Source organism: Dyadobacter sp. OTU695, from assembly GCF_038440355.1.
Taxonomy (GTDB): domain Bacteria; phylum Bacteroidota; class Bacteroidia; order Cytophagales; family Spirosomataceae; genus Dyadobacter.
Genome location: NZ_JASATN010000001.1, coordinates 839,512 through 862,250 on the forward strand (window position 1 = coordinate 839,512; position 22,739 = coordinate 862,250).

A 22,739-nucleotide genomic window follows, 5' to 3' on the forward strand; every position below is an offset into this window, starting at 1 on the left:
CAGGTTATTTGTTAATAGAAGGAATGTTGATTTCAAAAATACTACCGTGGCCGATTTTTGATGTTACGCTGATTTCCCCTCCCAATTTCGCGATCGCTTCGTGTACGATGTAAAGTCCTATTCCTGAGCCGCTGTTGGTAGCGCCGGCCCGGTAAAACATTTTGAAAATTTTGTCCTGATCCGATTCCTTGATGCCCGTGCCGTTGTCTTCGATGATGATCTTAGCGTCGGAAGACGTCGATTTGACGGTCAGATGGACAAACGGGTTTGGTTTGGCTTTGTCCTGGAACTTGATCGCGTTGTTGATCAGATTATTGAAAATGATGCGCAGCTTCATTACATCGGAGTTGAATACGCCCTCCTGCTGGATATCCGTGGTCATTTTCAGATTGCCGTATTCCGGCAGATATTGAATCGTCGCCTGCACTTCTGTTACCAGTTCCTCGAAGCTGATGTCAGTAACTACGGGCACGCCGCGCGCGTTTTTATAATAATCGATAATGTTGATAATGAAGGTATCCAGCTTTTTCACCGATTGACGGATCAGCTCCAGATATTCATTCTGCGATTTAACATCCTCTTCCAGCAAAGCGAGGTTCACAATGCCGAGTACCGACATCAGTGGTGCGCGTAAGTCGTGGGAAGCGCTGTATACAAACTTGTCGAGCTCCTCGTTTGCTTTCTGCAGTTCGATATTGCGCTGTTTCAGGTCCTCTCGGGTTTTGTAAATATCGTATGCGTTAGAGATCGCATTTTCGACATATTTATAGTCCCAGGGTTTGTCGATGAACCTGAAAACCTCTCCTTTGTTAATCGCGTCGATCGCCGCTCCGATGTCTGTATGCCCGGTGATAAGAATACGTATCGGTTTCGGGAAATTGGTCCTGATTTTCTCAAAGAATTGCACGCCGGTCATGACCGGCATCCGCTGATCGGCCAGGATAATGCAGAAGTCCTTTTCGTCCAGCAGTTGTTCCGCTTCTACCACAGAGGAAGTAATCGTGATATCATACTGTTTGCGGAACGAAGCCTTGAACGAATGCAGATTGTGCTCCTCGTCGTCAATGTACAGAATGGAAATAGCTTTTTCGCTCATTGAAAATCAGGGATTGGGCGTGCTTTTCTTTTAACAGGAAGTGTGATCAAAAACTCTGTTCCTTCTCCTACTTCCGTGTTTACTTGAATGTTACCGCTGTGAACTTCGATAATTTTAAATACAATTGAAAGACCCAGACCGGTACCGTCCCCGACCTGTTTGGTGGTGAAGAATGGTTCGAAAATCTTGGCGCGAACCTCCGGCGTCATGCCCGGGCCGTTGTCGCGGATGGAGATTGCCACTGTTTCAGGGTCTTTCAGCCAGGATTTTACCCAGATAGTCGGGTTCTTGCCTTCCTGTTTCTCCTTTTGCAATGCGTAGATCGAGTTGGTCAGGATGTTCATAAACACCTGATTGAGCTTGCCCGCATAGCATTCGATGCTCGGGATATTGCCCAGGTCCTTTATGAGTGTGATCGCATTCCCCATCTGATAATTGAGGATAATGAGTGTGGATTCAATTCCCTCATTGATATTGACCAGGTTCAGGTCGGTTTCGTCCACGCGTGAGAATATTTTCAACCCCTTCACGATCTCGACGGTCCGGTGGGCGCCGTCTTCCATGCCTTTGAGCAATGTGCCCAGCTCGGTTTTAAGGTAATCCAGGTCGAGATCTTCTTTTAGTTTTTCGATCTCTTGTACCTTACCCTGAAGCCCTTCCATCGAATCGATTTCTCTGATTCCGTCGTAGGAGTCAAGGATTTCCAGCACGTCGTCGATGTCCCTTCTCAGTGGTCTGATGTTGGAGCTTACGAAGTTGATCGGGTTGTTGATCTCGTGTGCGATACCCGCCGTAAGCTGACCGAGCGACGCCATTTTCTCGGAGTCAATGAGCTGCGTCTGAGCGTCTTTCAGCTTGGTGAGCGTGAGGTTGAGCTCCGTGTTGGCAAACTGCAATTCAGCAGTTCTTTCATTCACGCTCTTTTCAAGGAAAGCATTTTGTTCCAAAATGATCTTTTCGTTTTCCATTGAAATACGCAGCGCTTGAGCCTGGGAAGCTTCTTTTTCTTTTTTCAGAATGTTGATTTTGTCTGCAAGCGCAAAAGATAGCAAAATGACTTCGATCGTTGCCCCCACCTGCTGCGTGTAATTGGTGAATGTATTGTAAGGCAGGATATTGAGATTTCGGAGGGTGTACAACACGATGCCGATCAGGAACATGATCCAAGCAGCAAGGTAGAATTTAGCCGGACGGTAACCCCTGATCGAAAGCTGGATCGCCACAGCCAGAACAAGCAGGCAGGCAGCTACGCCGGTTACGTCAATGACCCGGTAGCTGAGCCTTTGCATTCCCAACAGGTTAAACAGTATTGCAAATCCGTAGGAGATAAATATCAGGATCAGTACCTTATGAATCGCGGGCGAATTTTCCCGGCTATGCAGGAAATTTTGCATAAATAGCACAGCAAAGCTCCCTGCCAGGGAAGGGAAAATGCGAATGGCGTAGACATTGAACATCGGGAAGTCGGGCCAGATGTATTTGAATGTGTAGCCGGTTATGGTCGTCTGTGTCAATCCGATGAAGAGGATATACAGAACATAGTACAAATAGCTTTTTTCCCTGATTGAAAAGTACAGAAAGAAGTTATACAGCATCATCACCGTAAGGATACCCATCTGTATACCTGCGATGACCTCATTTTTCAATGCAAACCGGAAAAAGTCCATCTCACTTCGCACAATCAGCGGCAGTACCATCTGTTCACTTCCGAGGATTTTGAGGTAGTATGTTTTCGATTTGCCCGGGGGGATATTCAGTTTGAACACCGTATTCTGGTGCTGTACTTCCCTGGCGGAGAAAGGTTCGTTCAACGAAATTCTCTCCTGCCAGATCTGACCGTTTTCTTCATTGTAAATCGTGCAGAAATCAATACGTGCGTTGGCCAGCTCGAAAAAGATATTGGGGTCTTCAGTGTCGTTTCTGAGTGTGAACCTGATCCAGAAAGCGGAATTACTGAGGCCGAAATTGGGTGTCTGCTCATTATTGGGAACAAAGTGGCCGGAAGATTTGACCTGCTGGAAAGTCATGGTCCCCAGTGAATCTTCAAGAATATCAACGCTCTGACCAATGGAGATATCGCTACCCGAGAAGACAACTTCACCGGCATAGGATACTCTGCCGAAAACCAGCAAGGCAAATAGCAGAAACAATATTCTGTAAAATTTTATAACCATGTGGCGATGTCATAAATGATTGTCAATTCTCCCCTGCGCCCATTTTCAGTCACCGTTTGCTTTGGATTTTCTCTCAGGCTAAAAATTTTTTCCCTTTCCTCATCCGTTGCGACAGGCAAATTCACCAGGTCCCTGGCGATGAGTGAAGTAGCGATAAGTCCTTCTTTTGGATAGTAGAAGGTTCCGTTGTTTCCCAGATCTGTGAGGATCTCGAAACCGATTCGCTCACTCATCAACAATGTAATCGGTGAGCATAGGGCAAGAAGGTTTTTAATCCCCACGAGGCCGGAAACGGCCATTGCGATTCTGCACAGGTATAAACTGCCTATTCCATATCCGGCTACTTCCCTTGAATTAAAAAGGCCACAGAATTCGGCTACATTGTAATCGCCGATGGCGTCGACGTAGCTGTAAATCCTTTTATCGATTTTTGCGATAGCATCTTCCATCGGCATTTTCAGATTCGGGGAGCGGACCTGTACGCGGGTGCCACCGTAAATCTTGCTGCCATCTTCCGATTCAACGATCAGTACATATGTGTTAGGGTCTTCAAGCCAGTTATGTACGGCCGAAGTAACCTGCTTTATCCCATAAGCCTCTAACACTTTTCGATGACCTTCTGCGTATCTAAGACTGGTCTCGATGTCGTCTGACGCGCGGTATCCTTTAATACGAGCTACCATTTATTATTGAAGGTTTACGATAAAAAGTGTTTCTTCCAGTGGCAATCTGTAACTTTTTATCTCCGGTCTTGGCGCACTGGCAAGTTTGAACAGGAACACTTCTGCAATATTATCTTCAAAGGGAACGAGTCTCATGAATTTTTCCCGCAAATCCCGCAATTTTAAGCTTTCTGTCTCATCAAGGCCGGCCCCATGGCCCTTGGTTACCCTGGGGAATAAATAAAACGGGGAAATTAACGGATGGATCGCAAATTGCAATTCTTCTGCTTTGAGCCAAAGCCGTTGCATGGATACTCCTCCCCAGAAAAAATCTTTATAATCATATCTAGGCATGGTGATCATACCCAGGGCCGATGCCGTTTTTACCGAATTTCGGGCAACGTCGACCAGCGCCCCACCTCCCTGGATGCCCTTTAATGCTTTCACAATTTCTTCGTCCCGGATAATCGAAAGCGCTGTCATTTGCCCCTTGGTCATGCCCAGCGTCCGGATATCGATCCCGTCCCTCGATTTTTCTGCGTCGGCAGGAGACCATTTCATCTCTCTTTGGACAAAATCCCGGTGGCCACTGGGATTTAAAAGTCTTATCCTGTCGCATTCTCCGATAATTTCCGCGAGTTCCATCATTCGTTCCCTGTTGTCAAAATAATGGAACCGGGCACCTTCCACACTTTCAGCGGCCGTACGCAATGCTTCCAGTTCTTTCGCAGATACCGGGATGGGCGTAGAAGGGTTCCTGTTGGTGCTACGCTCGAATATCACCGCTACGGATTGTGGTGAAAAAACCGGCTGGATATTCTCGGCTGCACCATTGCCTGCAAAAATGATGACGGCGATCAGCGTAGATTCTTGTCCGAGAGGGAACAATTCAGCACGGATATGCAAGCCTACTTCATTGCTTTTCAGGACCAGGTTTTCGTAGGCGGCCCCAAACGAGATGTTCGATGCAATCTGATCGAAATCACCGAAGGAATAGGAGCGGTGGCGATCATGAAACAAGTGCAGCCTGCCGTTCCGGTAAAGCCATTTCCACGGCTGGTCGTTTCCGGTTGAGGGCGCGTAACATGCCGCGTTTACAATCTCCTTTAAAATAGTTTCATTAATTGCCTCGGAAGGATTCCCGGCAGGTAACGAATCAGCTATACGAATAGCCTCTTCCACATCGAACGGTTCAAAAGGATTGCCGGGAACCGTTGTTTCCGCCTTTTTTGATTTATTGCCGATAAGCTCTTCAAGATCGACATAATACCTGCCCGACTCGCTAAATTGATTGAGCAGGATGCGGCGGCACACGTCTGTTACAACGCCACCACCCAGGGTGACAGCACTTGCAAGTTGCGGCCATGTACTGATACTCTGTCCGACTTCCACCAGTGAAGCCTTGCCTCTTTTCGAAGCATTGATCACATTCACGATCCGGAGAACAAGCGGGAGCCGGTCTTCTTCTGAGGCCTGTTCGAATCTTTCCAATGGGATGTCTTGCAGGAGCCCATGGAAAATGGGCCGCTCCGGTTCATTATCGAACCGTTCGACGTCGAGCATTCCCCGGTCACTCGTTTCCATTACAACTGGAATCGCCAACTGGGCGGCGCGGGTGCGGCAGTTGATTTTCAGTGCGATATCGTCGCATTCGTCGACGAGGATATCCAGTTTGCCGCCGTCGAGCAGAAACCCGTCCAGGTTTTCTTTATTAATGCCCTCTGGGAAGCATTCGATCGTCAGAAAAGGATCGATCTCGGCAATTTCGCGGGCGGTAACAATGCATTTGTTGATGCCAATGTTATGAAGCCCCGTGCGTATACGATTAAGGTTACTCAGTTCAATGGTATCAAAGTCGGCCAGTTTGAGCCTTCCGCATGTTCGCTCAGTGGCAATGCTCAAAGCGACCGAGTGCCCGACTGATAAACCGATGATACCAATGGAACGTTTCGAGAGTTCTTTCTGCTCGTCCGGGGTGATTTTATATTGGTTCCGGCTGGTCCTGAGTTCAATGAATTCGTCTTGCGCCACGACATGCAAAAGGCGTTGGGACCAGGGGTAGTAAATCCAGTGGCCTTCCGTGTCGGTATCCCTGCCTACTGCCCATTCGGTGTAGCGCTGTTCTACCTCGACGGTGGTGAGCCGTTTTCTGGGATTTCGGATACGTATGAGTTCTTTTTTCTGGGAAGCAAATAAATCCAGGATGGTTTTGCCGCGATGGTCTTCGATGAACGAAAGAAATTTTTCTTTATTTGCGTAGCGCTCTTTGGAGATGAAAACCGGTTTGTAGATAGAGTCAATCTCTGTGTCGTGGTACATTTTAGAATAATTGTGAAGGCTATCTTTCAACGGGACTTGCCCTGTTTTAACAAATCACAAAATTGTTGTCGATCTTCGTATAAAATTCAACGGACGAGCTAGCGCGTCCGTTGAATCTCGTATATTCACGCTTTTTACTCGCTTCAATAATTACACAAATTGCTGAATTTATTTTTGTAAAACTAACCTCTGGTTCAATGGAGGATAAAATATTTGGACGTTTATCTGCAAAATTCCCTTATTAGCAGAAGCTTGCGCCGCTGCATCATGTAAAAAAAATTGTCGAAAGTGCTGTGGCTGTTGATGCGAATATAGAATTAATATTATAATATTATCAATTAGTTCGGGGTGGTAGAGCCGCTAGTCCCCGTCAAGCACCAGGTATTCAGAATGGAAAAAGGAAAAATAAGCGTACTGTATGTGGACGATGAAATCAACAATCTCAACTCGTTCAAGGCCGCTTTCAGAAGAGATTTTAATATTTTAATTGCGACGTCGGGACGGGAAGGACTCGAACTTTTGAAACACAACGTCGTGCACGTAATCATTACCGACCAGCGCATGCCCGAAATGACTGGTGTGGATTTTTTGATCGAAGTTTTAAAGGACTACTCCGACCCGGTGCGTATCCTGCTCACGGGTTATACGGACATTACCGCGGTGATCGACGCGGTGAACAAGGGGCATATCTATTATTATCTCAACAAACCCTGGGATGAGCAGCAGCTCCGGATCATTATCAAAAATGCCTACGAAATTTTCCACCTTCGGGAAGAAAACAAGGAGCTGATCGAAAAGCTGATCGATGTGAATGGGCAGCTGGAATTCCTCCTGAGGCAAAATCTGCTCTCGTAGATTTAGCGAGACGTGTATTTCTTCCTGACAAGGCCCTTGATACCTGCTACCGAAGGCCGGGAGCCACGGAACATGTAGGTCAAAACGGAGAACGCCGACGAGAATGCAACCGCCAGCAAGAGTATTGCCGCGAAAAGAAGGTTGCCGATTGCTTTGAGAAAGATGATGATATCCATGACTTTGTATAGTGGGTGACTGCAAACCCATTTGTAAAAACCGTACCAGAAGTCTCGCGGTCCCATAAGCGACGGTTTCCGCTGGTATCTTTTTTGTGAAAGACCCGTTTTCAAAAATCAACAAACTAAACGGGTAGCAATCATGAAAAAGAGCATAGCCATTGGCGTTATCACAGGGGTCGCCCTGTTCCTGTTCGTGATTTCGTGCGGCAAACGCATGCAGACGGCCAACACCGAAAAGGAGAAAGCCGACATGACCAAAAAGAACAAAACCGAGGGATATTTCTACCATCAGCCCGAGCAGGGTACGGGCACGGATTCGACCAGTATCCGAAAAAATGTAAATAATTGATTAATCGGACCAGGGTTAACTGCATATAATGCGAAAACAGCTTAATTTTGCATGCAAATAGCCCCGTACAGAACCAGGAAAGCCGGGGCCTCAACACCCGGCTTTCTTTTGTTATCATGATCTGAAAAGTCAATCCAAGTATTATAAATCCTCAGAATGTTGAAGCAACTTTACCGGGCATATGGTCTGGTTATACTGATCGGGATGTTTGTCAGCTGTCGTTATCCGTCTCCGGTTCCCGAACCGATCGGCGGTGGCGGTACCGATACGACGGTGCCTAACAAGCCCGACACGGTGATCATCGACACGATCCCGGCCAAAAACCCCGACTCATCTCTGGCCAACACTGCCCGGTTCGGCAACGACAAGATTTTTGACGACGCCAGTCTGAAAATCAGCAAAGGTATTTTCGCGAACACGGCCGATTACCGCGGCCGCGCCACAGATCTGAACTACGAGTTTGTCGCTCCCGGCGACGATACACTGAAATTCCGTCCTTTTGTGCTGATGGTCCATGAAGGCGCATTCCTTTTCGGGGATTTGGGCAACGAAATGGGGAAGGCCCGCGGGCTTGCACAACGTGGCTATGCAGCAGCTTCGATCAACTATCGGCTCGGGTTCAATGGTGGCAGTGAGCAATATGCCTGCGGAGGCAATACCCAGGAAGCCGTACGGGCCGTGTACCGGGCCGTGCAGGATACTTATGCGGCTATACACTACTTTGTCGACCGTGCGGAAGAATTTGGTATCGATACCCGGCAAATTATGCTGGCGGGGAGCAGCGCCGGCGCTATTACCGTTACAGCATTGGTATATATGAACGAAGCCGATTTCGAGGCTCTTGCCCCCGGTATTACCAAAGCATTAGGGCGTCTCGATCCCAAAGCGGAGGATAGTCCATTCCGGGTTCGTGCGCTGCTCACGCAAATGGGTTACGGGATATTCAAAAAGGAATACATCAACGCGTCGAATGCCATGCCGACGGTTTTTTTTCAGCGGGTAGGGGATAACGTGCTACCCTACTATTATGGCAGTTTTCTTTCCTGTCCTACCTACCTGCCAATGGAAGGTGCGAAGATCGCCTCCGACCAGTTGAAGAAATTCAAAACACCTTTTGAGCTTAACTACGAAAACCAGGAAGGCCATCACCTGAGCTATCCTGAGGAATATGTGATTTCCCGTTATGCCGGTTTCATGAAACGGCTTTGGTCGCAGAACCCTCGGCAGATCACAAACGATGCCTACAAAACCGTGGAAGACGTCGAACTCAGGTAGTCTGGCCCCTGACAGGTTCTTCTAATGTGACTTTTTTGCGCGTGTGAAGGAAATGGCTAAGGTAGGATGTCAGCCGCACTTCGAGGTACTCATAGGAAAGCCGGGATGCGATGAGCGTCATGGCAACCGATAAGAAAAACATCGCCGTGCCTTCGCTATAAACCGGGAAGCCCAGCCTGCGGAATAGAAAGCCCAGTCCGACCACAATGGGAACGTGCAACAAATAGATCGAAAATGACATATCCCCCAGACCGACCAGCCAGGACGGAAATCGCTGAATGCGTTCCTGGTAGTGAAAGACGAAAACGGTAAAAACAGCCACAGAACCCAATCCCCATTCAAAGGGCCCGAAGCCTCCCAGGAATCCCGATAGAAATTGCCATAGTGCCAGGCAAAGGAGCGCAGGTGCCATCATGTTCAGGGAAAGAAATGCGCGGATCCGTCCGTGAAGCGCACGATGATAGTAGGCCAGGCCAAGAAATACTCCGCAAACAAAATTCCAGATGATAGGATTTGTAACCATGTTGAGGTACGGAGCACCGAGATCCTTCATTTTATCGGCTTTCAGAGTAAATGCACCATAATAAGCCGGGATACCTACCAGTGTAACGACGATCATCAGGAAGAATGCATACCAGCGCAGGCGAGAGAACAGCATGGAAATTGCTATCAGAAAGTAGAAATAGATCTCGTAGTTGAGGCTCCATCCTACATTGAGCACCGCGTAGCCGTAAAATGGCGGTGGCGTATTGGATAAAGGTACAAACAGCAGACTTCGCAAAACCTCGGAAGGCCACTCGGGATTGGGTGCGAGCCGACTGTGCAACAGGCAATAGCCTAACGTAATGACCGCGTAAGCTGGCCAGATGCGGATCAGGCGTTTGGCTATGAAGCGCAGGATGTTCCGTCCTGTAAGCACGGTGTTGCGGGTAATGAATACCATAATGAAGCCGCTGATCACGAAAAAGAGGCTTACACCGGCCGGGCCCGATCCGAATAGAAATTCGAACTCCTTCCGGAATGGAGCGCCTTCGGGCATGACGTCTTTTAAATGAAAGATCGTGACGTACAATGCCGCAATGCCCCGCAATACCTGAATGCTGTTTAATTTCGATTCACGAGTGAGGCGGCCCGGGCCTTGCTCTTGTCCCATACCGATGAGAAGTTAATTTTCTGTTATTTTATGTTTGACACAGAAACAGGTAAAACCGTGTCAGAGGGGGGAAAGATAGCAAAAAGTGCATTTCCTTCACAATAAGTAAATACCGGGCTACCTGATGCGGCACAGTTTTTTGCCGGACTCAGAATAGAAACCTAAACATCGTTTTATGGAACAGGAGCTTACAGTCAGTAGAAAAATTAGGATAGAAGCACCTGTGTCGAAGGTGTGGGAAGTATTGATTGCACCCAAATATATCAGGCAGTGGGACGATCTTCCGCACGATTTCGAGGATTACTATCTCGAGCAGGGGAAGGTGATCGACTGGTCGGGCATGACGCGGCTTACTGTTACCGGGTACGAGCCCAATAAGTTGCTTGTTTTCTCGCTTTACGTCTCGAAATGGGAGCAGCCGCCTTCCCAGTACGATATTAATTACATTTACAGACTGACGGAGGAAGAGAACGGAACGCTGCTGGAACTGGAAATAGGCGACTTTTCGGCGTTGCCCGACGGGCGGGATTATTACGCATCTTCGGAAGAATTTGCCGGTGCCGCGCTCGAAAAAATCAAAAATCTCTCGGAAAACAGACTTTGAAAGCAGGGGCGATTATCTTTGTAATAACCGCTTCAAAGATATGGAACCCAATACCAAATTATATTACGATACCAACGAGGTTGCTGAAATGGTGGGCTGCGAGCCTTCCGCACTACGATTCTGGGAGAAAAAATTTCCGCAGCTGAACCCCAAACGCGACTCGCGCAACCGTCGGCGTTACACCGAGCGCGACATCGAGATCATCCGCAAGATCATGCACCAGCGCGATAAGCAGGGGCGTACCATCAAGGGTACCCGCGAGCAACTGCGCCGCAAGGAGGAAGCCCAGTTGCTGATTCAGCGTCTCATGCGGGTGAGGAAGTTTTTGACAGATATTCAGGAAGTACTATAATGAAATATATTGTTCCCGCCCTGCTGGCATTCGCGTGCGCTGCACAGGCTCTTGGGCAGCGGTTTCAGACTGCGCCGATCCGTAAACATATCGAGTTTCTTGCTTCCGACGACCTGGAAGGGCGGGGAACTGCCAGCCTGGGAGAGGTGCGGGCGGCCAATTACATTGCTTCGGCTTTTAAAGAAATCGGGTTGAAACCGGCGGGAACAAAAGGGTATTTCCAGCCGTTCGAAGTGTCTTTTGGCATAGACGGTGAAGCACATGACCTGACTGGCCGGAACGTCGTGGGGTTTCTGGATAATGGCGCTTCCAAAACCATTGTGATAGGTGCACATTACGACCATTTGGGCAAGGGTTTCCAGGGAAGCTCACTTTCACCCGACAGCAAGAACAAAATCCATAACGGGGCAGACGATAATGCTTCCGGGACAGCGGGCGTACTGGAGTTGGCCCGTTATTTTGCGGGGAATAATGTGAAAGAAAAGCATAACTATTTGTTCATCGCATTTTCGGGGGAAGAGCTCGGACTCCTTGGATCCAAACATTATGTCGAGAAACCGACGCTTCCGCTGAACACGTTTTCGGCGATGATCAATATGGACATGATCGGCCGGCTTGACGCGCAGAAGGGGATAATCGTGTCGGGCTGGGGAACCAGCAAGGTTTGGGGCAAACTGATCCCGGACCTGGCCAAGCACCAAAAACTGAAATATACCGTCGACTCCTCAGGGGTAGGAGCTTCCGACCATACCTCATTCTACCTGAAAAATATCCCGGTGGTGCAGTTCTTCACCGGCGGTCATGGCGATTACCACAAAATATCCGACGATCCCGACAAGATCAACTACGAAGGCGAGGCGAGTATCCTCGCATTAATTTCGGAATTGTTGGAAGGGCTGGACAAAGAAACCGCAGAGCCGGAATTTCTGACGGCCGGTAACCCGCATACCGGAACCACTACCAGCAACTTCAAGGTAACGCTCGGCGTCATGCCCGATTACAGCTACACGGGCAAAGGTCTAAAGATCGATGGCGTGTCAAAAGCGCGGCCGGCTGAAAAAGCGGGCATTGTGGCCGGAGACATCATTACGAAGCTGGGCGGGGAACCGATCGGAACGATTTACGACTATATGGAAATCCTCGGGAAGCACGAAAAAGGACAAACCGTAGAAGCGGAATTGATGCGCGGCGCGGAAAGGAGGACGGTTAAGGTCACTTTTTGAGTTTATGAGTTTAAGGTTTATGAGTTTAAGGTTATAAGTCTATGAGTTCAAAGTCCATGAACTGTTGCTCAAACATTCCTAGACTTTAAACTTTAATCATTAAACTCTTAACTCCAATCTTTAAACTCTAATCTTTAAACTCTGAACCTTACACTCTGAACTTTAAACTCATCGACTCTCAAGCATGCCCCGCTTGCCCAATTCGATCGCTTCCATCTGGCTGATAAGCCCTTCATGGAGGTTGAAGCGGAGTAATGTGCGGAACTTATGAAACCCTTCACGGCCCGCAGCTCCGGGATTGATATACAGCATATTGTTCAATGCCTTATCACGGATCACCCGAAGGATGTGGGAATGGCCGCAGACGAAAATATCGGGTGTATTCGACTTTAATGTAGGCATAACCTGCGGGTTGTAACGTGGCGGGGCACCGCCGATGTGCGTGATCCACACCCGAAAACCTTCCACTTCAAAATGCAGATTCTCGTACGTGAGCGCGCGCACCTGAGGGGTATCAATATTTCCAAAAACAATACGAGTTGGCTTAAACGCCTGTAACTGGCTCACGATCTCCGTCGAGCCGATGTCGCCTGCATGCCATATTTCGTCGCAGTTGGCAAAATGATCGAAAACGCGTTCATCCAGGTAGCCGTGTGTGTCTGATATTACTCCGATACTTTTCATTTCAACACTAAAACAATAACAACTAAAGGGCAAATATGGTCAATGAAATCCAGCCGGGAATAATTTAACAAAAAAATTATCGAATTAAAGTAACTTATATATACCAAAACGAGTATTTTAACGGTTGGTATTCTTAATAAAAGTTAAATGTTTCTCTTTTCGATATAAAATCGCGTTTTAACTATATTTTTAGTTGTAAACTTGATTTCCATTCCATATAATTGCAAAAATGTAATATATCAGTTACAAACCTCTACTCACAAAACCACCGAACAATTAGCCTTGAAAAAAATCCTACTTCTGTTATGGTTATGCCTTCCCATGCTCGCTGCGCACGCGCAGACCGGAGGGCGATTTACATTGAAGGGAACCGTCACCGATACTTCCGGTGCCATATTGCCCGAAGCGACGATCATGTTGCTCTTACCCAAAGACTCTTCCCTGGTTAATTTTGGACGTACCAGCAAAGACGGCTCGTTCGAAATGAAGAACCTCAAACGTATGACCTACATTTTCAAGGTCTCCTACGTCGGTTATGTGCCCTATCAGGAAATTATAGAACCTAAAAATCAGGACGTTGTGGATATTGGGAAGGCAAAGATGAAGGTCCTGCAAAAGGAATTGTATGAGGTTGTGATTAAAACGGCCCGAGCACCGCTGAGTATCCGTGGCGATACGGTCGAGTTTGACGCTAAGGCGTTTAAAGTGCCACCAGGCTCATCGGTAGAAGACCTTCTACGCAAGCTTCCGGGCGTGCAGGTGGATGGTGATGGTAACATCCGGGCGCAGGGCGAGGAGATCAAACGTGTAACGGTAGACGGTAAGCGCTTTTTTGGCGACGATCCGAAGATGGCCACCAAGAACCTGCCTGCCGAGGCGATCAATAAAGTGCAGGTTTTTAATGGAAAAACAGAGCAGGCCAAGGCTACCGGTGTCGACGACGGTAAGCGCGAGAAAACCATGAACCTCGAATTAAAGGACAGCCACAAGAAGGGCGGTTTTGGTAAGGCAGTTGCGGGTGTCGGAACGGATTCGAGGCTTGAAGGGAAAGTGAGCTACAACCGTTTCGATGACAAGCAGCAGTTTGCAGTACTGGGCTTCGCGAATAATACCAACCAATCAGGCATCGCGCGGAACGATTACCAGGACTTCAAAGGCAGTCAGTCGTTCAACTGGGGCGATGACGGTGACTTCGGTTTCAGCAGCGGACGTTACTATGGCGGTGACGACATTACGATCCAGCCCAATTGGGGCGGCCAGGGTTCCGAGGGTTTTACCAAAAACTGGGCGGGAGGTGCGAACTACAATTTCGACACCAAAAAAACGAAGTTGAGTACCAGCTATTTTTACAATTCGACGCGCTCGGTGACGGATGTGCGGACCAGCTCCGAGAACTTCCTGACAGACAACGACTCGTATTTAACTGACGGGAAAAACAAAACGTTCGGATTTACAGGCAACCACCGTCCTGCATTCCGTTTCGAGCACAATATCGACTCGCTGAATACATTGATCCTGATCAGCAACTCGCGGATCAACAATGGTGATCAGGAGTATTCGAGCGAAACGAGGTCGTACCGCAATGTGAATATGCTCACTAACCGGTCGGACGTGAAAAACCTGAGCGATTACAACTCGTTTGCCATGGCTAACTTGCTGCTGTACCGCCACAAATTCAAGAAAAAGGGACGGAACTTTGCGGCCAGCATTGGTTATAACATCAATAACTCCGACGAGGACCGGCGACAGAATTCGGTGAACCTGTTCTTGCAGGATTCTACCAAGAACAGCGTGATTAACCAGTTGCAGCAAACGGAGAGCACCCGCGGGAATTTCAAAGGCAGCTTGTCGTATGTAGAGCCATTTGCCAAGAAATTTTTCTGGGAAACATTCTATAATTACAGCGTACGGAAGGACAAGGTCGACAGGGACGTGTTCGATGTTGAGGGGAGTGTGGATAAGGTTAACCCGTTCCTGACCCGGTATTATACCAATGACTTTACCTTTAACCGCATCGGAACGAGCATCCGTTACTCGCACAAAGGATTAAACTTGTCGGCGGGGCTTGCAGGCGTGCAGTTCGATCTGAAAGGCAAGTTTGCACTCGACGAATCGCAGCAGAACATGACGCGTGTGGATCGGAGGTTCAAGAAACTGGTACCGAACGTCTCATTGAATTACAGTCTCAAAAACAATAAATACCTCTACGCGGAATACGGCCTGAATGTGCATGAGCCATCGATTACCGACTTGCAACCGATTGTGGACAACAGCAACCCGCTTTACATTGTGGAGGGTAACCCCGACCTGATCCCTCAAACGACGCACAATGTGTATGGAGGCTTCCAGATGTTCAATCCGGCGAGCTTCACGAACTTGTATATCAATGCCTTCTACAACTATAACGAGGATCAGATCGTGTACAACCGGACCATCAGCCAGGATCTGGTGACGACTACCAAGCCCATGAACATTAGCGGTGGTAATAATTACGGGAGTTATATTGGTTTCGGGTTCCCGTTGAAGAAAACCAAGGCGACATTTGGTGTAAACACAGGAATTAATTTTAGTAATAACCTGACTTATATTAATAATGTCAAAAACGAAACGAAAACAGACGGGTACAACTTCGGTGTACGGCTGGATCTGACGCCGAGCGATGTGTTTACACTTTATACCAATGCCAACTGGAATATCAGCGACACAAAGTATTCGATCAATACCAATCAGAACCAAAAGATCCTGAATGCGAACTATAATGCCGACATGAATATCAAGATGCCGAAAGAAATCTATTTCAGCGGTCGCCTTAATTACCGGACTTATAAAAACGACCAATTCGGTTTTAACCAGCAGGTGCCTATACTGACCCTTTCGGTCTATAAATTAATTCTGAAAAACAAAAAAGGAGAAATCCGTCTCACAGCCAACGATGTATTCAAGAGAAACCTGGGGATCACGCAGAATGCCAACCAGAATTACTATTCGGAACGCCGTGTGGCTACATTGTCGCGGTATTTCATGCTGAGCTTCACCTACAATATGAGAGGTATGACAGCTTCGGTAAAACGCAGTGGATTCTTTTAATTAGTTATAAACCAGGTCATGAGAACAATCAGATTATGGATATTCATGGTGGCGATCTCCTCCGCGCCATTATTCGCACAACAACTGGAAGGGGAGATCACCTACGAAAGGGTGTATCACTGGACGAAAATCTATTCGCGGCTGAGCTACCTGAGCAATGAAGAGAAAGACAGGATCAAACAAACCTGGGGTAACGACGATGAATACAAGCAGAAAATGACGCTCTTTTTTAACGAAAAGCAGAGTTATTACAGCTATCCGAAGGTGGAGGAGAATGAAAGCGGTTGGTCATGGACAAAATCTGACTATAAGATCTACCGCAATTTCGAAAAGGAAAAGCGGACGGACATCATCGATATGCTTGGCAAGACCTACATCGTGGAAGATTCTCTGAAGGCACCTTCCTGGAAAGTGATGAACAAAATCAAGGAAGTGGCTGGCCGGATGTGTATGATGGCCGTGACGGAAGACACGGTCAAAGGTCAGAAGATCACGGCCTGGTTTGCCAACGACCTTGCGGTTTCGGGCGGGCCGGAGCTTTATTCCGGCTTGCCAGGTATGATCCTCGAACTCGAAATTAACGACGGGGAGATCGTGGTGTCGGCAACGGAGATTAAAATGAAGCCGGTGGCGGAAGAGGATATCAGCCTGCCCAAAAAGATGAAAGGGCGCAAGATCGATAACAAGCAATACCAGGAGCTTATCGCAGGCCACATCCGCGACAGTATTAAGGCACACCGGAATCCATTCTGGGCAATGCCATATTAGTTAATATCCTATATTACATTGTGAAAAAGGGAAAATGTCTCTGTGACATTCTTCCCTTTTTTTGTACTTTCGCGTTTTGAAAGCACCCCGAGAGACGACTTTTAAGTTCGTTGGCTCGATTATTGATAGCGATCAGTGGAGTACCAAATGTTTTACTTAACAGTGTTTATCTATTTTTAACAACCCTAAGACGATTATGAAACAAACGCTTTTAGCCGTTGCCATGCTCTTTGTACTTGGCTCATGTGCCAGCAAGAAAAAATTGCTTTCCGCACAGAAGCAAGCCAATGAGATCCAAATTCAACTGGACAAAGCAAGAGCCGACCTGAATGATTGTGACAGCAGAACTGCTAGCTTGAATAATGATTTGAAGGCAAAGAATGACGAACTGACCAGCAAAAATGCCAAAATGAAAGAGCTGGAAGATCAGGTTGAATTCCTTAAAAAGAACAACAATAACCTTCTGGACCGTATGTCGGACCTGTCAGTGATCTCGAAAGAAGGTTCGGAAAGCATTAAGAAATCGCTCGCGATGATGGACCAGCAAGGTGCCCAGATCCGCGACCTGAACAAAAGCATCCAGCATAAAGATTCTTTGAATATGGCGCTGGTACTGAACCTGAAACGTTCATTGGCTGACGTAAGCGACGAAGATGTTCAGATCGAAGTGAAGAAAGGAGTAGTTTATGTATCCCTTTCCGACAAAATGCTTTTCCGTTCGGGAAGCTCCGTTATCAACTCGGCAGCAGAAACCGTACTTTCCAAAGTGGCGAAGATCCTGAACGACTACAAAGAAATCGAAATCCTGATCGAAGGTCACACGGATAATGTACCTATCGCGACAGACAAAATAGCTGACAACTGGGATCTTTCGGTATTGCGCGCAACGGCGGTTGCACGTACGCTGCAAAAGAAATACGGTGTTGAGCCCGTTCGTATGATCGCTGGTGGCCGTGGAGAATATCTCCCCAAAGTGGCTAACGATTCAGCGCCCAACCGCAGCCTGAACCGTCGTACCGAAATCATCATTACGCCGAAACTCGACCAGTTCTTCAACCTTTACACACCAAATGCTGGTAAATAAGGTTAACTGAGAAAAATTTCAGAGGAGGGTCCGTCGGTAACAAGGCGGGCCCTTTTTCTTTTTATAGCAGGAACAATTTTCATTGCAATACCGACATGACAGGAACAGTACCCACCAGAGCAACCATCGAAGCGGCTCACGCGCTTGTAAAGCCATACATTCACCATACGCCTGTTTTTACCTCACAATTTCTGAATGACCTTTCCGACTCGGAATTGTATTTCAAATGTGAAAACCTGCAAAAGATCGGCGCATTCAAAGCCAGGGGCGGGCTGAATGCCGTGCTTTCGCTGTCGGCGGAACAACTTGCGAACGGCGTTATCACGCATTCGTCGGGCAACCACGCCCAGGCAATCGCGTTCTCGGCGCAGAAAGTAGGTGCCAACTGTTTCATCGTAATGCCCGAAAACTCCCCGAAAGTAAAGGTAGCGGCGGTGGAAGGCTATGGCGCAACCATTACTTTTTGCAAAAATACTCCTGAGGACCGCCAGCGTACGGTCGACGAGATCGTCGCTCGTACAGGCGCGACTTTTTTACATCCATTCAATAATTACGAGGTGATTGCAGGGCAGGCTACCGCTGCCAAGGAACTGATCGAGGATGCTGGCGTGACGTTTGACGCGATTATTGCGCCGGTGGGAGGGGGCGGCTTGCTGAGCGGAACGGCGTTGTCGGCCAAATATTTTTCCCCGGGTACGCAGGTGTACGCAGGAGAGCCAGAGGGCGCGGCGGATGCCATATTGTCTTTCAGAAGTGGCAAGATTGAAAAGGCGCCTTACATTAATACCATAGCCGACGGCTTGCTGACCTATTTAGGCGATAAGACGTTCCCGATCATCCAGTCGGAGGTGACCGACATCTTTACGGTTTCCGATGAGGAGATTATACAAGCCATGCGCTATTTGTGGGAACGCATGAAAATCGTCGTGGAACCTTCCGGGGCGGTATCAACTGCGGCCGTTTTGAGAAACAGGGCTGTTTTTGAGGGTAAAAAGGTGGGTATCATCATTTCGGGAGGCAATGTCGATCTCGGTCGATTGCCGTTTTGAAACCGTTTGAAATGAATAAATTACCGCCCCGATATGCGTATCCCGGGGCAGTGCCGTTATAGTAGGAAATTTAGGATGCGTGTTTATATTTGAAAATTGTTTACTCTTAAAATTGAAGTATGAAAAAGCTGATTTTTTGCTGTCTGGTACTACTTATGGGCGCTTGTAAAGACGATAAGAAAGACCCTGAACCGGAAACGGATTATGCAACGAGCTTTGTAGGAGTTTATGAAACAACGACAGTGGAAGGCGGGATCACGACCAACTATAAATGGGATATTTCCACCGAAGCGAAGAACCAGCTGAGCATTAAATATACCAAGCAAACCAAAGTCACTGTTTCGGGAACGATCATAACTTTGACCCAGGACTATCCGCTGGTAGCAGTGAAAACAACCGCACAGGATAGCTTCGAGGTAAATGAAAAGGTAAATGTGACGCAAAGCACCGGAGAGGCATTGAATGTCAGGCTCAGCGGCATTGGCGCCAGGATCGTAAACGCCGGCGGTGTACCTCAGATCAACATTACGCTGAAAACATCCGAGGCAAGCACCGGGTTACCGAACGAGGAAGTGTACCTCGAATTCAAAAAGAAATAACGGCATTTGAATGCAGCAAAAAGGCGGATGAGATCACTCACCCGCCTTTATTTTTAGAGAGGCATTTTGTTTGATATTATAGGGATACTTCTTTGAAAAGCATTTGAAACTTGTCGAACAAGACAATAACCGGGAATGCAATGCCCAGCACGAGGCAGGTTACAAGAAAGGCCATCAGCCAGATAATAAAGAGGGTCAACTTTGCTACAACGATCATACCGTAAACGATTTTTTAGAAAAGATGGCTTTGTTTACGCAATGGTTGTAAGATGGCGCGGGTATTTTTCTGAGGGCAGATTATCGCCCGCAGATCCCGGTAAAATCACAAAATTTGCATGTAGTGAGGTCGTCTGTTTTGCGGAACGGTACGTCCGGATCAAGCATTACATTGAGCATGTCCGTCAGGATCACTTCTGATTTTTCGATAAACTCTTCCGGGGCTAGTTGCTCGGTCAGTTCCAGCGGGTTAGCGATGAGGTTCTTCGGGTCGCGGAAGGAGTAAAAGCCGGATTTGACGGCGTAATCGCCGAAATTATAGGTAGTGCCCCGCAGTGTCAGCCCGTTTTCTTCTTTCATCAGGCGGTACATCAGGTACTCGTAAATCCATAGCTGCCGAACGTAGCCCATTTTCCGGTCAGGGTCGAATCGGATCACTTCTTCGCGGGCCACGGGATCGGCCAGCTTTTGCTTTCCGGTGAGTTCAACACTACCGGTTTTGTAGTCCATCACATATAAGGTACCATCCTCCCCAAGCTCGATGCGGTCGATCTTCCCGCCCAGGCGCACGGGCGTGTACGCGCCCTGCAGCACGAGCTGGATGCGCGTATGCAGCGGCTGTTCGGCCGCGAGGATCTTTCTGCGCGGCTGCTGCGCGATGTGGTGCCGGAGGAAGGTTAGTATCTGCTGCTCGCCGATCTGGTAGTAAATACGGTTAAGCCCCAGGTCGGTCACATAACCTTTGAAAAGCCGGTCGAACTCCTCACGGAGCACGCCCTTGATCTGCTCTTCCGACGGGTCGTTATCGAGAAGGAAAAATTCGAGGTCCAGGCGTTCCAGGGAGGCGTGCAGCCAGGTACCGATCTTGTCCATGCCAAGCTCTTCTTCCACTTCCTCCTTCTCTTTTACCCCGGCAATGTGTTTGAGATAAAACTGCATGGAGCAGCGGATAAACTCGTTGAGGTGCGTCGGGTAAATGCCCTTTCCGTCGAGGTAGGCGCGGATCGCGGCTACGAGCGCGTCGTCTTTGTGCACTACTTCTTCCAGCTCCTGTTGTTGGTGTGGTTCAAAAACAACGGTCTTGTTCTCGATCCGGATCAGCGGATTGTACTGGGCGAGTTCATATTCGATTTGCCTTACAAAACGGCTTTTCTCGCCTCCGCCGGGTGCGTCGTTGGTGCTGGTGTAAAGGATATGGATTTCGGAAGCGCGTTGCAGCAGGCGATAAAAGTGGTACGACATGACGGCCTCCTGGTGTTGATGGGTAGGCAGTCCCACAGCCTGTGCCGCGTCGAAGGGTATCAGCGAGTTCTGCCGTTTGGCTTGCGGTATAATGCCTTCGTTAACAGACAATATAATGATCCGCTCGAAATCCAGCGCGCGGGTTTCAAGCATCCCCATGATTTGCAGGTTGCTGACCGGCTCGCCGCTGAACGGAATGCGCGTCTGGCGGATGAGTTCGAACATGAACGATTTGAGCGTGCGCAATGTGATCAGCTCCGCCCGTTCTTCGATCGTCTGTTCGAATTGTTTGAGTAGTGTGTAAAAAAGATAGAGGTATTCGGTTTCCAGCGCATTCTTGTAATCCTTATAAACTTCCCGCAACAGCTCGATCAGCTGGTAGAACGAGCGTATCACCTGCTGCGCATTGTTTTTCTGCCAATGCGTGAAAAGGATCTGAAACAAGGGATGCTGGTCGCCCAATGCGATCAGTTCCTCCGAGCTGAGGAAGACTTGGTTGCCTTCCGTGATCTCGCGTAGCGTTCGCTGGATGATCGTCTGCCCGTCTTCGAGCGGTGTAAGCGCCACATGCTCGTAATGCCGGATAAACGGGTGATTAAGGATTTTATCGATGGATTTGTGCCCGAATTTTGGAATACGGATCATTTTACCGCTCTTACTCCGAAACTCGACCACATTTTGCTGCAACTCAAAAATGCCGTCCACCAATGTATAAAGCAGCGAATTCCGCATGGAAAGGCCCATTGTGACGTTCAGGTCGCGTACTTCCTCATCCAGCGAGTAGAGCATGGGGAGCAGCAGATTCTCGTCGGCAAGTACGATGGCGGTAGGGATGGGGGCATCGTCGGAATCGAAGCGCTTCATGCGGTGATAAAGTTCGCCGGCAACTTTGGTTTGCAGGGTCGCATTCGGGACACCGTAAATGGTAATGTGTTTTTCGGTTGAAAGCAGGTCGTCGCCCGTCCAGTTCCATTCGCCGAATTCTCTGCTGCGCTGATATTCTCGCAGACTTTTGCCGGCCTCCACGACGGTATTTTCCGACATATAATAGCTATCCGAATCCCAGAGCACCTCGGCCTTTTTTGCTTTAACTAAGGCGGTGACGATCGTCCGCTCCGAAGTCGTGAATGCATTGAAGCCGACAAAATAGATCCGCTCGTCTTCTGCCCGTGCTATCGTCCGGTCGGCAATATCCTCAGCCAGCTCGCGGTAGGCCATTCCGCGGTAGGCTTTCCCTTTTGCGATCAGTTTTTGCCTGAAAGATTGGTATACCTTATTAATATTTTCAAAAAGAGAGAAATACTGCTTCGAACCGCCTTCCCCTTGGAGCGACTTGCCCTCGGGCAGGCTTTCCTGCCAGCGCGAAAGCGCATGTGCCTCCGAGAGGTATTCAAAAAGGAAATCGGTTTTAACCAGGTACTGATCAATTTTGTCGAGATCGCTCAGCAGTACCGATGCCCAGCCCATAAAGCGGTCGAACTGCACGTCCGGGTCAATTTCCTGGAACGTTTCGTACAAATCAAAAAGCAGGTGTACGGGATCTTCTATTTCAAGGCTGCAAAGGCTTTCCACGAAGTCGTCGATCGCCATAATACCCGGGCTCATCAGCGCCTCGGTGGTTTCGCCGGCCAGTTCCCGCATCAGAAAAAACGCAGCCCGGCGCGTCGGCACCACAATTTGTACGTGGTAGAGCGAGGTATGATTGGCCAAAATGCGTTTGGCGACGAGGTTCAGGAATGATGGCATCGGAATGCGGATGTTATGCAGGG

General features: G+C 48.4%; 20 protein-coding genes. 11 read left to right on the plus strand and 9 right to left on the minus strand.

Annotated features, from left to right (window positions below; all coding sequences use genetic code 11):
* Positions 1 to 4 precede the first annotated feature (4 nt).
* Genes AAHB90_RS03585 through AAHB90_RS03600 form a run of 4 tightly spaced genes read right to left on the minus strand, consistent with a single transcriptional unit; the run spans position 5 to position 6,251 of the window.
* Complete coding sequence (locus tag AAHB90_RS03585; protein ID WP_342083534.1) at positions 5 to 1,096, minus strand: sensor histidine kinase; 1,092 nt, start codon at positions 1,094 to 1,096, stop codon at positions 5 to 7.
* Entirely contained in the window at positions 1,093 to 3,246 is a 2,154-nt protein-coding gene (locus tag AAHB90_RS03590; protein ID WP_342083535.1) for a sensor histidine kinase, read from the minus strand. Before AAHB90_RS03590 ends, AAHB90_RS03585 begins: the two co-directional genes overlap by 4 nt.
* Before the next feature lie 14 nt (positions 3,247 to 3,260).
* Positions 3,261 to 3,953, minus strand: coding sequence for a hypothetical protein (locus AAHB90_RS03595; protein WP_342083536.1), 693 nt, complete (start codon positions 3,951 to 3,953; stop codon positions 3,261 to 3,263).
* 3 nt (positions 3,954 to 3,956) lie between these two features.
* Positions 3,957 to 6,251 carry an Rv1355c family protein gene (locus AAHB90_RS03600; protein WP_342083537.1) on the minus strand — a complete coding sequence of 765 codons (2,295 nt, stop codon included), beginning with the start codon at positions 6,249 to 6,251 and terminating at the stop codon, positions 3,957 to 3,959.
* Positions 6,252 to 6,641: 390 nt separating this feature from the next.
* Here AAHB90_RS03600 and AAHB90_RS03605 point away from each other — a divergent pair, with 390 nt between their 5' ends.
* A complete protein-coding gene (locus AAHB90_RS03605) occupies positions 6,642 to 7,106 on the plus strand; it encodes a response regulator (protein WP_019940883.1) in 465 nt (154 codons plus the stop codon).
* 2 nt (positions 7,107 to 7,108) lie between these two features.
* Here the strand turns inward: AAHB90_RS03605 and AAHB90_RS03610 are convergent, their stop codons facing one another.
* Positions 7,109 to 7,282 carry a hypothetical protein gene (locus tag AAHB90_RS03610; RefSeq protein WP_342083538.1) on the minus strand — a complete coding sequence of 58 codons (174 nt, stop codon included), beginning with the start codon at positions 7,280 to 7,282 and terminating at the stop codon, positions 7,109 to 7,111.
* A gap of 142 nt (positions 7,283 to 7,424) precedes the next feature.
* Between AAHB90_RS03610 and AAHB90_RS03615 the strand changes: the two genes are divergently transcribed.
* Both AAHB90_RS03615 and AAHB90_RS03620 read left to right on the plus strand, forming a co-directional pair.
* Positions 7,425 to 7,634 carry a hypothetical protein gene (locus AAHB90_RS03615; protein ID WP_342083539.1) on the plus strand — a complete coding sequence of 70 codons (210 nt, stop codon included), beginning with the start codon at positions 7,425 to 7,427 and terminating at the stop codon, positions 7,632 to 7,634.
* A 156-nt stretch (positions 7,635 to 7,790) separates the two neighbouring features.
* Positions 7,791 to 8,909: an alpha/beta hydrolase gene (locus AAHB90_RS03620; RefSeq protein ID WP_342083540.1), complete on the plus strand. Its 1,119-nt coding sequence runs from the start codon at positions 7,791 to 7,793 to the stop codon at positions 8,907 to 8,909.
* Here AAHB90_RS03620 and AAHB90_RS03625 read toward each other — a convergent pair.
* Positions 8,902 to 10,062: an acyltransferase family protein gene (locus AAHB90_RS03625; protein ID WP_342083541.1), complete on the minus strand. Its 1,161-nt coding sequence runs from the start codon at positions 10,060 to 10,062 to the stop codon at positions 8,902 to 8,904. The genes AAHB90_RS03620 and AAHB90_RS03625 overlap by 8 nt on opposite strands.
* A gap of 175 nt (positions 10,063 to 10,237) precedes the next feature.
* Between AAHB90_RS03625 and AAHB90_RS03630 the strand changes: the two genes are divergently transcribed.
* Genes AAHB90_RS03630 through AAHB90_RS03640 form a run of 3 tightly spaced genes read left to right on the plus strand, consistent with a single transcriptional unit; the run spans position 10,238 to position 12,241 of the window.
* Positions 10,238 to 10,666, plus strand: coding sequence for an SRPBCC family protein (locus AAHB90_RS03630; RefSeq protein WP_342083542.1), 429 nt, complete (start codon positions 10,238 to 10,240; stop codon positions 10,664 to 10,666).
* A 40-nt stretch (positions 10,667 to 10,706) separates the two neighbouring features.
* Positions 10,707 to 11,018 (plus strand): MerR family transcriptional regulator, encoded by a 312-nt coding sequence (locus AAHB90_RS03635; RefSeq protein ID WP_188935454.1) that lies wholly within the window; start codon positions 10,707 to 10,709, stop codon positions 11,016 to 11,018.
* Positions 11,018 to 12,241, plus strand: a complete 1,224-nt coding sequence (locus tag AAHB90_RS03640; protein ID WP_342083543.1) for a M20/M25/M40 family metallo-hydrolase — start codon at positions 11,018 to 11,020, stop codon at positions 12,239 to 12,241. Before AAHB90_RS03635 ends, AAHB90_RS03640 begins: the two co-directional genes overlap by 1 nt.
* 168 nt (positions 12,242 to 12,409) lie before the next feature.
* Here the strand turns inward: AAHB90_RS03640 and AAHB90_RS03645 are convergent, their stop codons facing one another.
* On the minus strand, positions 12,410 to 12,925 hold the full coding sequence (locus AAHB90_RS03645; RefSeq protein ID WP_342083544.1) for a metallophosphoesterase family protein: 516 nt from the start codon (positions 12,923 to 12,925) through the stop codon (positions 12,410 to 12,412).
* 282 nt (positions 12,926 to 13,207) lie between these two features.
* On the opposite strand from AAHB90_RS03645, the gene AAHB90_RS03650 reads away from it, so the two are divergent.
* The 5 genes from AAHB90_RS03650 (at position 13,208) to AAHB90_RS03670 (ending at position 19,512) form a co-directional block, all read left to right on the plus strand.
* The gene (locus AAHB90_RS03650) at positions 13,208 to 16,012 is read left to right on the plus strand and encodes an outer membrane beta-barrel family protein (protein WP_342083545.1); all 2,805 of its coding nucleotides are present in this window, start codon (positions 13,208 to 13,210) and stop codon (positions 16,010 to 16,012) included.
* Positions 16,013 to 16,030: 18 nt separating this feature from the next.
* The gene (locus AAHB90_RS03655) at positions 16,031 to 16,780 is read left to right on the plus strand and encodes a GLPGLI family protein (RefSeq protein WP_342083546.1); all 750 of its coding nucleotides are present in this window, start codon (positions 16,031 to 16,033) and stop codon (positions 16,778 to 16,780) included.
* Positions 16,781 to 16,976: 196 nt separating this feature from the next.
* Positions 16,977 to 17,864, plus strand: a complete 888-nt coding sequence (locus AAHB90_RS03660; protein WP_342083547.1) for an OmpA family protein — start codon at positions 16,977 to 16,979, stop codon at positions 17,862 to 17,864.
* Positions 17,865 to 17,959: 95 nt separating this feature from the next.
* A complete protein-coding gene (locus AAHB90_RS03665; RefSeq protein ID WP_342083548.1) occupies positions 17,960 to 18,913 on the plus strand; it encodes a threonine ammonia-lyase in 954 nt (317 codons plus the stop codon).
* 119 nt (positions 18,914 to 19,032) lie between these two features.
* Positions 19,033 to 19,512, plus strand: coding sequence for a hypothetical protein (locus AAHB90_RS03670; RefSeq protein WP_342083549.1), 480 nt, complete (start codon positions 19,033 to 19,035; stop codon positions 19,510 to 19,512).
* 76 nt (positions 19,513 to 19,588) lie between these two features.
* Here the strand turns inward: AAHB90_RS03670 and AAHB90_RS03675 are convergent, their stop codons facing one another.
* Both AAHB90_RS03675 and AAHB90_RS03680 read right to left on the minus strand, forming a co-directional pair.
* Positions 19,589 to 19,729, minus strand: coding sequence for a hypothetical protein (locus tag AAHB90_RS03675; RefSeq protein WP_342083551.1), 141 nt, complete (start codon positions 19,727 to 19,729; stop codon positions 19,589 to 19,591).
* Between the two features lie 80 nt (positions 19,730 to 19,809).
* Entirely contained in the window at positions 19,810 to 22,716 is a 2,907-nt protein-coding gene (locus AAHB90_RS03680; protein ID WP_342083552.1) for a PD-(D/E)XK nuclease family protein, read from the minus strand.
* Positions 22,717 to 22,739 lie beyond the last annotated feature (23 nt).